This is a genomic window from Neisseria sp. HMSC068C12 (genome assembly GCF_001814095.1).
Classification (GTDB): Bacteria; Pseudomonadota; Gammaproteobacteria; order Burkholderiales; family Neisseriaceae; genus Neisseria; species Neisseria perflava.
This window is the reverse complement of record NZ_KV814829.1, coordinates 8,595-21,008: the sequence shown is the minus strand read 5'-3', so window position 1 is coordinate 21,008 and position 12,414 is coordinate 8,595. Positions and strand designations below refer to the sequence as shown.

11 protein-coding genes and 1 pseudogene are annotated in these 12,414 nt (G+C 48.4%); 7 read left to right on the top strand and 5 right to left on the bottom strand.

Annotated features, from left to right (window positions below; translation table 11 throughout):
- Positions 1-43: 43 nt before the first annotated feature.
- From acnD to HMPREF2952_RS09705, 3 genes are all read left to right on the top strand, one after another.
- Positions 44-2,650 carry a Fe/S-dependent 2-methylisocitrate dehydratase AcnD gene (gene acnD / locus HMPREF2952_RS09715; RefSeq protein ID WP_070695614.1) on the top strand — a complete coding sequence of 869 codons (2,607 nt, stop codon included), beginning with the start codon at positions 44-46 and terminating at the stop codon, positions 2,648-2,650.
- Between the two features lie 117 nt (positions 2,651-2,767).
- Positions 2,768-3,937: a 2-methylaconitate cis-trans isomerase PrpF gene (gene prpF / locus HMPREF2952_RS09710; RefSeq protein ID WP_004520374.1), complete on the top strand. Its 1,170-nt coding sequence runs from the start codon at positions 2,768-2,770 to the stop codon at positions 3,935-3,937.
- 212 nt (positions 3,938-4,149) lie between these two features.
- Entirely contained in the window at positions 4,150-5,361 is a 1,212-nt protein-coding gene (locus HMPREF2952_RS09705) for an acetate kinase (RefSeq protein WP_004520375.1), read from the top strand.
- A gap of 74 nt (positions 5,362-5,435) precedes the next feature.
- On the opposite strand, the gene purM is transcribed toward HMPREF2952_RS09705, so the two are convergent.
- Positions 5,436-6,470: a phosphoribosylformylglycinamidine cyclo-ligase gene (gene purM, locus HMPREF2952_RS09700; RefSeq protein WP_070695613.1), complete on the bottom strand. Its 1,035-nt coding sequence runs from the start codon at positions 6,468-6,470 to the stop codon at positions 5,436-5,438.
- Between the two features lie 203 nt (positions 6,471-6,673).
- Between purM and HMPREF2952_RS09695 the strand changes: the two genes are divergently transcribed.
- Both HMPREF2952_RS09695 and HMPREF2952_RS09690 read left to right on the top strand, forming a co-directional pair.
- On the top strand, positions 6,674-7,744 hold the full coding sequence (locus HMPREF2952_RS09695) for an AI-2E family transporter (protein ID WP_049335191.1): 1,071 nt from the start codon (positions 6,674-6,676) through the stop codon (positions 7,742-7,744).
- A 66-nt stretch (positions 7,745-7,810) separates the two neighbouring features.
- Positions 7,811-8,527, top strand: a complete 717-nt coding sequence (locus HMPREF2952_RS09690; RefSeq protein ID WP_049343856.1) for an S-methyl-5'-thioinosine phosphorylase — start codon at positions 7,811-7,813, stop codon at positions 8,525-8,527.
- 46 nt (positions 8,528-8,573) lie between these two features.
- On the opposite strand, the gene HMPREF2952_RS09685 is transcribed toward HMPREF2952_RS09690, so the two are convergent.
- The 3 genes from HMPREF2952_RS09685 to HMPREF2952_RS09675 all read right to left on the bottom strand — a co-directional run bounded on the left by HMPREF2952_RS09685 (position 8,574) and on the right by HMPREF2952_RS09675 (position 10,950).
- The gene (locus HMPREF2952_RS09685; protein WP_049328665.1) at positions 8,574-9,068 is read right to left on the bottom strand and encodes a hypothetical protein; all 495 of its coding nucleotides are present in this window, start codon (positions 9,066-9,068) and stop codon (positions 8,574-8,576) included.
- 147 nt (positions 9,069-9,215) lie between these two features.
- The gene (locus tag HMPREF2952_RS09680) at positions 9,216-9,650 is read right to left on the bottom strand and encodes a hypothetical protein (protein WP_004520379.1); all 435 of its coding nucleotides are present in this window, start codon (positions 9,648-9,650) and stop codon (positions 9,216-9,218) included.
- Positions 9,643-10,950: a homoserine dehydrogenase gene (locus HMPREF2952_RS09675; protein WP_004520380.1), complete on the bottom strand. Its 1,308-nt coding sequence runs from the start codon at positions 10,948-10,950 to the stop codon at positions 9,643-9,645. Before HMPREF2952_RS09675 ends, HMPREF2952_RS09680 begins: the two co-directional genes overlap by 8 nt.
- A gap of 206 nt (positions 10,951-11,156) precedes the next feature.
- On the opposite strand from HMPREF2952_RS09675, the gene HMPREF2952_RS09670 reads away from it, so the two are divergent.
- Both HMPREF2952_RS09670 and HMPREF2952_RS09665 read left to right on the top strand, forming a co-directional pair.
- Positions 11,157-11,531: an Mth938-like domain-containing protein gene (locus tag HMPREF2952_RS09670; protein ID WP_004520381.1), complete on the top strand. Its 375-nt coding sequence runs from the start codon at positions 11,157-11,159 to the stop codon at positions 11,529-11,531.
- A gap of 274 nt (positions 11,532-11,805) precedes the next feature.
- Positions 11,806-12,249, top strand: coding sequence for a histidine phosphatase family protein (locus HMPREF2952_RS09665; RefSeq protein ID WP_283120705.1), 444 nt, complete (start codon positions 11,806-11,808; stop codon positions 12,247-12,249).
- On the opposite strand, the pseudogene HMPREF2952_RS09660 reads toward HMPREF2952_RS09665, so the two are convergent.
- Positions 12,229-12,414: pseudogene (locus tag HMPREF2952_RS09660) on the bottom strand (NADPH quinone reductase MdaB); the annotation flags it as partial. The gene HMPREF2952_RS09665 and the pseudogene HMPREF2952_RS09660 sit on opposite strands and share 21 nt — an antisense overlap.

Here is a 12,414-nt window from a genome sequence, read left to right as displayed (position 1 = left end):
AAATCCCAAAACCAAAAAAAGAATAGATTTTAGGAGAACCGACATGACTGCCAACCAACGCTACCGCAAAGCTTTGCCCGGTACGGATTTGGAATATTATGACGCGCGTCAGGCGTGTGAAGACATCAAACCAGGCTCTTACGACAAGCTGCCTTATACAAGCCGTATCTTGGCTGAGAACTTGGTCAACCGCGCAGGCAAAGTCGACCTGCCTACGCTGCAAAGCTGGTTGGGCCAGCTGATTGAGGGAAAACAGGAAATCGACTTTCCTTGGTATCCGGCGCGCGTGGTGTGTCACGATATTCTGGGTCAGACAGCGTTGGTGGATTTGGCAGGACTGCGCGATGCGATTGCCGAAAAAGGCGGCGATCCTTCCAAAGTGAATCCGGTGGTGCAAACCCAGCTTATCGTTGACCACTCTCTGGCCGTTGAATGCGGCGGCTACGATCCTGATGCTTTCCGTAAAAACCGCGAAATCGAAGATCGACGCAACGAAGACCGTTTCCACTTCATCAACTGGACAAAAACCGCATTTGAAAATGTGGACGTGATTCCGGCGGGCAACGGCATTATGCACCAAATCAACTTGGAAAAAATGTCTCCGGTTGTCCAAGTCAAAAACGGTGTAGCGTTCCCTGACACCTGCGTCGGTACTGACTCACATACGCCGCACGTTGATTCATTGGGCGTGATTTCCGTAGGCGTGGGCGGTTTGGAAGCCGAAACCGTAATGTTGGGCCGTGCCTCCATGATGCGTCTGCCTGATATTGTCGGCGTTGAGCTGACCGGCAAACGCCAGCCGGGCATTACTGCCACCGACATCGTGTTGGCACTGACCGAATTCTTGCGTAAAGAGCGCGTGGTTGGTGCATTTGTCGAATTCTTTGGCGAGGGCGCAAGAAGCCTGTCCATCGGCGACCGTGCCACCATTTCCAATATGACCCCTGAGTTCGGCGCGACTGCTGCGATGTTCGCTATTGATGAGCAAACCATTGATTATTTGAAACTGACCGGTCGCGACGATGCGCAAGTGAAATTGGTGGAAACCTACGCCAAAACCGCAGGCTTGTGGGCAGATGCCTTGAAAAACGCCGTTTATCCTCGCGTATTGAAATTTGATTTGAGCAGCGTAACGCGCAATATGGCAGGCCCAAGTAATCCGCATGCCCGTTTTGCGACCGCCGATTTGGCCAGCAAAGGCTTGGCTAAACCTTACGAAGAGCCTTCAGACGGCCAAATGCCTGACGGTGCAGTGATTATTGCCGCGATTACTTCGTGTACCAATACTTCCAATCCGCGCAACGTTGTCGCCGCCGCGCTGTTGGCACGCAATGCCAACCGCCTCGGCTTGAAACGCAAACCTTGGGTGAAATCTTCGTTTGCCCCGGGTTCAAAAGTAGCCGAAATCTATTTGAAAGAAGCAGGCCTGCTGCCTGAAATGGAAAAACTCGGCTTCGGTATCGTTGCCTTCGCATGTACCACCTGTAACGGCATGAGCGGCGCGCTGGATCCGAAAATCCAGAAAGAAATCATCGACCGCGATTTGTACGCCACCGCTGTATTGTCAGGCAACCGCAACTTTGACGGCCGTATCCATCCGTATGCGAAACAGGCTTTCCTCGCTTCGCCTCCGTTGGTCGTTGCCTACGCGCTGGCAGGCAGCATCCGTTTCGATATTGAAAACGACGTACTAGGCGTTGCAGACGGCAAAGAAATCCGCCTGAAAGATATCTGGCCGACCGATGAAGAAATCGATGCCATCGTTGCCGAATATGTGAAACCGCAACAATTCCGCGACGTTTATATTCCGATGTTCGATACCGGCACAGCGCAAAAAGCACCAAGCCCGCTGTACGACTGGCGTCCAATGTCCACCTATATCCGCCGCCCACCTTACTGGGAAGGAGCACTGGCAGGGGAGCGCACATTGAGAGGCATGCGTCCGCTGGCGATTTTGCCCGACAACATCACCACCGACCACCTCTCGCCGTCCAATGCGATTTTGGCCAGCAGTGCCGCAGGCGAATATTTGGCGAAAATGGGTTTGCCTGAAGAAGACTTCAACTCTTATGCAACCCACCGCGGCGACCACTTGACCGCCCAACGCGCAACCTTCGCCAATCCGAAACTGTTTAACGAAATGGTGAGAAACGAAGACGGCAGCGTACGCCAAGGTTCGCTGGCACGCGTTGAACCCGAAGGTAAAACCATGCGCATGTGGGAAGCCATCGAAACCTATATGAACCGCAAACAGCCGCTCATCATCATTGCCGGTGCGGACTACGGTCAAGGCTCAAGCCGCGACTGGGCTGCAAAAGGCGTACGCCTCGCCGGCGTGGAAGCGATTGTTGCCGAAGGCTTCGAGCGTATCCACCGCACCAACTTGATCGGTATGGGCGTGTTGCCGCTGCAATTCAAACCGGGTACTAACCGCCACACCCTGAAACTGGACGGTACGGAAACCTACGACGTGGTCGGCGAACGCACACCGCGCTGCGACCTGACTCTCGTGATTCACCGTAAAAACGGCGAAACTGTCAAAGTTCCGGTTACCTGCCGCCTCGATACTGCAGAAGAAGTATTGGTATATGAAGCCGGTGGTGTGTTGCAACGTTTCGCACAAGACTTTTTAGAAGGAAATGCAGCGTAAGGTAAATCGGGCATGATCAAAATGTCCGGGCTACGCTCAAAAAGGTTTTCAGACGGCCTCGAATGTTTGAGAGGCCGTCTGAAAAAACCATACTAGAAATACAAAGGAGAACTCGAAATGCCGCAAATTAAAATTCCAGCCGTTTACTACCGCGGCGGTACATCTAAAGGCATTTTCTTCAAACGCACCGATCTGCCGGCAGCTGCGCAGGAAGCAGGCGAGGCACGCGACAAAATCCTCTTGCGCGTACTCGGCAGCCCCGACCCTTACGGCAAACAGATTGACGGTTTAGGCAATGCCAGTTCGTCCACCAGCAAAGCCGTAATTTTGGACAAATCCGAACGCGCCGATCACGATGTTGATTACTTGTTCGGACAAGTTTCCATCGACAAACCTTTTGTCGATTGGAGCGGCAACTGCGGCAATCTGACTGCCGCCGTGGGCGCATTTGCCATCGAGCAAGGCTTGGTCGATAAAGACAAAATCCCTTCAGACGGCCTGTGTACCGTCAAAATTTGGCAGAAAAACATCGGCAAAACCATTATTGCCCATGTACCGATGCAAAACGGCGCAGTTTTGGAAACAGGCAATTTTGAGCTTGACGGCGTAACGTTTCCGGCAGCCGAAGTACAAATCGAATTTCTTGATCCGGCCGACGGCGAAGGCAGTATGTTCCCAACCGGCAATTTGGTCGATGAAATTGATGTGCCGAATATAGGCCGTCTGAAAGCCACGCTTATCAATGCCGGCATTCCAACCATTTTCCTGAATGCCGCAGATTTGGGCTATACAGGCAAAGAGTTGCAAGACGATATCAACAACGATGCCGCGGCTCTGGAAAAATTTGAAACCATCCGCGCGTATGGTGCGCTGAAAATGGGTTTAATCAGCGACGTATCCGAAGCCGCTACCCGCGCCCATACTCCGAAAGTCGCTTTTGTCGCCCCTGCGGCCGATTACACCGCTTCAAGCGGCAAAACCGTCAAAGCTGCCGACATCGATTTATTGGTACGCGCACTGAGCATGGGCAAATTGCACCACGCCATGATGGGTACTGCTTCAGTCGCCATCGCTACCGCTGCCGCCGTGCCCGGTACGCTGGTCAACCTTGCAGCCGGAGGCGGAGCGCGTAAAGAAGTCCGTTTCGGCCATCCGTCAGGCACACTGCGCGTTGGTGCAGCCGCCGAATGTCAGGACGGACAATGGACGGCCACCAAAGCAGTCATGAGCCGTAGCGCACGCGTGATTATGGAAGGACAAGTCCGAGTGCCGGAAGATTGCTTTTAAGTTTTCAGACGGCCGCAGCACTAAACAAGGCCGTCTGAAAACCAAATAAGCAGATTTTAGTCAGGTAGCGATACCTGCAATGGAGATTATGGTTGGGCATAAAGCCTGACTAAACATCAAACCAAAGGCAATCTGAAAAGCTCTCAAATGTTTTTGCTCTTTTCAGACGGCCTGAAGCCAAAAAAACAATCAAAAATCAAAGGAGAAACACCATGTCCAACCAACTCATTCTTGTTCTAAACTGCGGCAGCTCTTCACTCAAAGGTGCTGTTATCGACCGTAAAAACGGCAAAGTTCTCTTAAGCTGTCTCGGCGAACGTTTGGGTACGCCCGAAGCAGTCATTACGTTCAGCAAAGACGGCAAAAAATGCCAAACAGCCTTGACCGGCCGTAACGACCACGCCGGTGCAGTAGGTATGTTGCTGAAAGAACTTGAAAAACACGGCCTGCACGACCGCATTAAAGCCATCGGCCACCGCATCGCCCACGGCGGCGAAAAATACAGCGAATCTGTTTTGATCGATCAAGCAGTAATGGACGAACTCAATGCCTGCATTCCGCTCGCTCCGCTGCACAATCCTGCTAATATCAACGGCATTTTGGCTGCGCAAGAGCATTTCCCGGGTCTGCCCAATGTCGGCGTGATGGATACTTCGTTCCACCAAACCATGCCGGAGCGTGCCTACACTTATGCCGTTCCGCGCGAATTGCGTAAAAAATACGCTTTCCGCCGCTACGGTTTCCACGGTACCAGCATGCGTTACGTTGCCCCTGAAGCCGCACGGATTTTGGGCAAACCTCTGGAAGACATCCGTATGATTATTGCCCACTTAGGCAACGGCGCATCCATTACCGCCATTAAAAACGGCAAATCCGTTGACACCAGTATGGGCTTCACGCCGATTGAAGGCTTGGTGATGGGTACCCGTTGCGGCGACATCGACCCGGGCGTGTACAGCTATCTGACTTCACAAGCCGGTTTGGATGTTGCCCAAGTTGATGAAATGCTGAACAAAAAATCAGGCTTGCTCGGTATTTCTGAACTCTCCAACGACTGCCGTTCTTTGGAAATCGCTGCGGATGAAGGCCATGAAGGCGCACGCTTGGCTCTGGAAGTGATGACTTACCGCCTTGCCAAATACATTGCTTCGATGGCAGTAGCTTGTGGCGGCATTGATGCACTCGTGTTTACCGGCGGTATCGGCGAAAACTCGCGTAATATCCGAGCTAAAACTGTTTCCTATTTGGATTTCTTAGGTCTGCACATCGACACCAAAGCCAATATGGACAAACGCTACGGCAATTCAGGTATTATCAGCCCGACCGATTCTTCTCCGGCTGTTTTGGTTGTTCCAACCAATGAAGAGCTGATGATTGCCCACGATACGGCTCAGTTAGCCGGCTTTATGGAAGAAGCAGGCTAGGGCGGAGATTCCCCTAGATCATAAACAATAAAAAGTGCGGATTCATCATCCGCACTTTTTTAATTACATCTCAATCAAGCCACTTGGGTTTGATGTTCGTCGCCGTTGCGCTCACGAACTGCGCCCAAACGGTAAACGGTTTCGCCTTGTTCGCTCAAGAATGCCTGTACTGCATCGGCATCTTCTTTAGCAATGATAACGACCATGCCGATACCGCAGTTGAATGTACGGTACATTTCTTGGGTTTCCACATTGCCTGCTTTTTTCAGCCATTGGAACAGTTTAGGCAATTCCCACGCTTTGGCATCGATTTGTGCAACGGTATTTTCAGGCAAAACGCGAGGTACGTTTTCGGTAATGCCGCCGCCGGTAATATGGGCCATGCCTTTAATGGTGAATTTTTCCAAAGCGGCAAGGATAGGTTTCACATACAGGCGGGTAGGGGCGATAATGGCTTCGCGCAAAGTTTTACCGTTGTCGAATTCCGCGTCCAAATCAGGATTGTCGCGCTCGATGATTTTGCGTACCAAAGAGTAGCCGTTGGAGTGTGCACCGTTGGAAGCCAAGCCCAAAACAACGTCTCCGGCCTGAATGCTGCGGCCGTTAATAACGCGTTCTTTTTCAACCACGCCGACGGCAAAACCTGCCAAGTCGTATTCGCCTTCGGGATACATGCCCGGCATTTCGGCAGTTTCACCGCCAATCAAAGCGCAACCGGATTCTTCGCAGCCTTGGGCAATGCCTTTAATCACATCAGTCGCGCGGGCAACGTCCAGCTTGCCGCAAGCAAAATAGTCCAAGAAGAACAAAGGTTCTGCGCCTTGAACCAAAATGTCGTTGACGCTCATGGCAACCAAATCGATGCCGACGGTATCGTGTTTGTCCCAGTCGAATGCCAGTTTCAGCTTGGTGCCGACGCCGTCCGTACCGGAAACCAATACCGGATTTTTGTATTTTTTGCCGATTTCGACCAAAGCGCCGAAACCGCCCAAATCACCCAACACTTCAGGGCGCATAGTACGCTTGGCAAAAGGTTTGATGTTTTCGACCAGTTGATCGCCTGCGTCGATATCCACGCCTGCGTCACGATAGCTCAAAGAAGTGCTCATTGGATTTCCTTATTCGGGTATGGGTAGATTGTCGGAGCGTATTTTATCTTAAATTAGAGGATTCAGGCTGAATTTTTTGGCATTATTGTCAACAATTTTTATTTTATCTTAATAGCCGTCACGCGTTCAGACGGCCTTTGTGAATCTGTTATACTGCTTATTGATTTTGAAAACCTTAAACATCAATTGGGAAATACCTTTTTATGTATCAAAAGAAAACGCGCGGCGCAAAACCGTGGATTATTATGGCTTGCGTTATCGCGGCCTTTATTTGGCTTTTATATGCCTTGGGCGATGTTTTGACGCCGTTTATCGTAGCTGCCGTTTTGGCCTATGTTTTGAATCCCTTGGTCGAATGGCTGCAACTGAAGCGTATCCGTCGCGCGCCGGCCTCTATGATTATTATGGCACTGGCTTTGCTGATATTGCTGTCGTTGGTGCTGATTATCGTGCCTATGTTGTTGAACCAGTTTAACAATCTGGCCGAACGCCTGCCACAAATCGTAGGCTTTGTTCAAAACAAATTGCTGCCGTGGCTCAATAGCGTCAGCGGGGATTATATTCAAATCGATCAAGAATCAATTATTGCATGGTTGCAGTCGCATACGGATGAGTTGAGCAATACGCTCAAAGAATGGATTCCTACCTTGATGCGTCAAAGTGGTAACGTCATCAGCGGCGTCAGCAATTTGGTGTTGTTACCTTTGCTGCTGTATTACTTCTTGTTGGATTGGAAACGCTGGTCTTCCGGAATCAGCAAATTGGTTCCGCGCCGTTTTATCGAAACTTACACGCGTATCAGCGGCAATATGGATGAAGTTTTGGGCGAGTTTCTGCGTGGCCAGCTGATGGTGATGATGATTATGGGCTTGGTCTATGGCTTGGGCTTGATGCTGGTCGGTTTGGATTCCGGCTTTGCCATCGGTATGATTGCCGGTATTTTGGTATTTATTCCGTATTTGGGTGCATTTACCGGCCTTTTGCTGGCGACAGTTGCCGCGCTTTTGCAATATGGCTCATGGCAGGGTTTGTTGATGGTCTGGGCTGTATTCGGTGTCGGACAATTCTTGGAAAGCTTTTTCATTACGCCTAAAATCGTCGGCGACCGCATCGGTTTGTCTCCGTTCTGGGTGATTTTCTCGTTGATGGCTTTCGGACAACTGATGGGTTTTGTCGGTATGCTTGCCGGTCTGCCGCTTGCCGCCGTAACATTGGTTTTATTGCGTGAAGGTGCATCTGCCTATTTCGGCAGCCATTTCTATAAACATAAATAAATCGATGATATTAAGGCCGTCTGAAATCCAAGTTTCAGACGGCCATTGATAACAAAGGAAGTCTATATGTTAGCCATTATCGGCGGCAGCGGTTTGACCAAACTGCCGGAACTCGAAATTACTGAACGAAAAATCGTACGCACTCCATACGGCTTAACCAGCAGTCCTATTTTGTTCGGCAGGTTGGGGCGCTTGGACATTGTTTTTCTCGCCCGACACGGCTTCAGCCATACCATCGCGCCGCATGAAATCAACTATCGCGCCAATATCTGGGCATTGCACTCTTTAGGCGTTGAAAACATTATTGCCATTTCTTCAGTCGTCGGTATCAACCCTGATTTTGAAAACGGCAGTCTGGTGTTGCCGGACGATTTGATTGACTATACCTATGGCCGTAAAGATACTTTTTTTGAAGGCCAAGAATGCCCTGTCGTCCATACCGATTTTTTCAACCCTTATTGCAATGAATTGCGACAAAAGTTATTAAATATCACGAAAGCGCACAATGTGCCGATTTACGACACAGCAGTATATGGCTGCCTGCAAGGCCCGCGCCGTCCAACTCGCGCAGAAATTGCCCGTTATCGCAATGATGGTGTAGATGTACTTGGTATGACCGGTATGCCCGAAGCTGTTTTGGCCAGAGAGTTGAAAATGGCCTATGCCCACTTTTGCAGCGTCAGCAGCATTGATTGCTTTGATAGCGGAGTAGGGACTGTAGGCTGTAATGAACAGACTTCTATGGCGATGACGAAAATCCGACAATTATTGAATGGTTTGTAATTGATCATGCCGTCTGAAATGATGTTTTCAGACGGCATTGTTTTAGTTAAGAAGCCGTTTCACGCGCCCAATGAGGCAGGGAAGCTTTTTGTTTGCGGAACGAGGCAAGTTGCATGCCCCGACATTTTTCAAAAATCAATTCGACCCCGCTTTGCAGCTGTAAAATCAAATTGGTATGCGTTTCCGTTTTAATAAAGTCAATATTGCGTTGTACCAAGCGCTGAATGACGGCATAAACATCAAGGCAGCCATTTGCAAAAAACCACGGATTCAATTTTACCCAACGGCCGCCGCTTAGTGCAGCATCAGGCTGAAAATCAGCGCGAATCTGTGTCAAACGATTGTCGGAGAAATGCAGTTCGATATCGCCATAAAGCCAAATATTCCAGCCTTTTTGTACCAACAAGCCTTTAGGGACGCAATCAGGCGCAGGAAACATCTGCAAAATAGACTCTGCCGATTGTCCGATTTCCAGATAGTCAAACCGGCCGGTATACAAAAAATCATAAATATCAACGGCAATAGGAAAGTGGTAACGCATGGCAACAACCATAGAAAAGCAATTAACCAAGCTATCTTAAACTTAAAATATAATGAAATCAATTCTTATTACTATTTATTCAATATAAGAAAGGCCGTCTGTTGTCCAGACGGCCTTATAGCTTTGGCTTAAACCGATAATTTTGGTTTACTCAGCCTTTAAATCAGCCACGCATTGCTTATCGCGTGCCTCAAAAGCTTCCGCGCCACCCAAGAGTTTGAGTTGCTCCTCAGGGCTGATTTTGCCGAAGTTTCGGATTTGCTCGTCAGAGAGTTTGCTTAAAGGCTGATCCCACATGCAGACACAATAGTCTTGAGCCAATTTCTCGTTTTGCGCATCCAAACCTTTTGCCTTCAAATCAGTTTGCCATTTTTCAGCAAAAGGAATGTTTTTCACACAAGATTCCACCACATTTTGCTTCATCTGCGGCTTGTTCATGGCGCATTGTGAGAGCAGGGCGGTCAGAGCCAGCAAAGACAAAATAATCCATGCCCAAATGCGGATGGTGCGGATTTTTGCCTTGGCTTTCTTTCTGGCCGCCAGTTGTTCTTCAGACGGCCTTTCCGTTTGTTGCTCAGTCATGCAGGCTTTCCATGCGGATCATGGTGATCGGAGCATCCACGCAGCTCAACGCCTCAATCGCTGCGATAGCGCGTTTGACATTGTGTTCCACCGTGGTGTGGGTCAGAATCACGATTTCAGCAGTGCTTTGATTAATCACGCCTTTTTGAATCAAAGCTTCGATAGAAACATTTTCTTTGGCCAAGAGTGCGGCAATTTGACCCAAAGTTCCTGGTTCGTCAGTTGCTTGAACGCGCAGATAGTAGCTGCTGGTGATTTCATCCATAGGCAGAATATTTTGCACTTGAACTTGTGAAGGTTGGAATGCCAAGTGAGGGACACGATGGTCAGTCTCAGCTTCAATCAGGCGGGCAATATCAATGATATCGGCAACCACGGCAGAAGCCGTTGGCAATGCACCGGCGCCTGCACCATAATACAAGGTTTCACCAACCATATCGGCATTGACGCGGACAGCATTCATCACGCCGTTAACGTTAGCCAGCAGACGGCTTTCAGGAATCAGAGTAGGGTGTACGCGCAACTCGATGCCTTTGTCGGTTTTACGGGTAATCCCCAACAATTTGATACGGTAGCCAAGTTGTTCAGCGTATTTGATATCGCGGCTGTCGAGTTTGCTGATGCCTTCCAAATAGCAGGCAGAAAAGTTCATCGGCGTACCAAATGCCAATGCGCTCATAATCGTAATTTTATGGCCGGCATCATGACCTTCGATATCAAAAGTGGGGTCAGCTTCTGCATAGCCCAAAGCCTGAGCTTCTTTCAATACGTCTGCAAACGCGCTGCCTTTTTCACGCATTTCAGTCAGAATGAAGTTGCTGGTACCATTAATAATACCGGCGATACTGCGGATTTGGTTCGCAGCCAAGCCTTCACGCAAAGCCTTGATAATTGGTATACCGCCGGCAACAGCAGCTTCAAACTGCACCATGACATTTTTTTCTTCCGCCAAAGGGAAAATTTCATTGCCGTATTCGGCCAGTAGTTTTTTATTGGCAGTAACAATGTGTTTGCCGTTTTCAATCGCTTTCAATACCGCATCTTTGGCAATACCGGTACCGCCAAACAATTCCACAACAACATCAACATCTTGATGTTGAACCAGCTCAAACGGATCTTTGATAAAAGCAGCATTCGGGCAAATTTGTTTGGCTTTTTCTTCGCTCAAATCACAAACAGCAGAAATACGGACTTCTCGTCCCAAGCGGCGGCTGATTTCCGCAGCGTTGTCCTGCAATACAGTAGCCGTACCGCCACCGACTGTACCCAAACCTAAAAGACCGATATTTACTGGCTTCATTGTGTCTCCTTTTGAGCCGATACTTTAAAATAATCACGAAAAACCAAGGCTTGTTATAATCGCTTGCAATCGTAAATTCAGAGCAAAGCATCAATGCACAAGGTCAAACGTTGAATCCTACCTGATATTGCTTGATCTTGCACCTTTTTTTGCAAGTTTCCCAAGGCCGTCTGAAAAATCGTTCTACCATAAAAACAGGAATTGCCATGAAAATCACAGAAAACCATATTGATGAAACCGCATCATTTTTTTCATCCTCACAAGGCATATTGCAAATCGGTGAACAAACATATTCAGAACCCATTTGCTGGCAAGATGGCAAAGTGAGCATCATTCCTCAAACAACCATCGGAGAATTAAACGAACAAATTTTTATATCAGCAATTGAAACAGCAGAAAACCGTCCAGAAGTCATTATTATAGGTACAGGAGAAAAACAAAAATTTCTGCATCCCAAAGTTGCTGCAGCCTTATCAGCCTACGGAATCGGCCTCGAATGCATGAATACAGCCTCAGCTTGCCGAACTTTAGTTTTGCTGCAAGGCGAAGGACGAAGCGCATGGGCTTGGTTGTGGCCATAATTTGCAGAAAAGACTATTGCATCATGCTAGCTTAGGTTCGCATAATTTATATTATGTTAAATTCATAATGGCAGCATTTTAGCCTACTAACTCCTGTTTCGCTCAGTAGTACAATCACTTACAAAATTCAAAAGTAAAAGGCCGTCTGAAAGGTTTTTCAGACGACCTTTTATCAAATGCTCCAGCTTTTTCTCAATAAATCCCTTGTTGTTAAATCCCCGGTTCTTTCAATTTCATCCAGCATCCTTTTAGTTGTAATAACAAAACGGTTGTAGTGCAGCCTGTTCTTTTCATTCAAGGAATTACAGGAGCTCAGAAAACCGGCGTAGCGCTACAACAAGTAGAATTTACCGCTGCTTATTCCAGCATTTTACAACGTGCCATTGATACGACTAGCCATATTATCGGCCAGCGTCCCATCCCTCTTTTTCAGCACTGTGGACTAAATGAGCAATCATTTGGAAGTTGGGAAGGTATGCAGATCTCTGACCTGCGGAAGCTAACCGAATTCAAACAATTAACCAATGACCCGGCAGCTTATAAAGCATTAAGCAATGGTGGCAAAACCTTTGAACAATTAGCAGTACGTGCAATGGCCGCCCTTTACGATATCGTTAAAGTACATCAATCGGGAGCCAATATTTTAGTGGTATCGTATGGCAAAAAAGGTGGGAATTTTTACCCACCTTTTTTGCCATTAGCCGAACACTTTTTCTAAATGTGCTTGGTAATCGGATAAGTATTGTTCTACTTGTGGATTTTTAATCACATCGTTACATAAGAATGTCGGCAGACGGGTCAAACCGATGAACTCATTAAGTTTGTGGAAGTGCATATACACCGCATCCGCACCTTTACCTTCGAAGAAGTCGCCTTCGCGAGT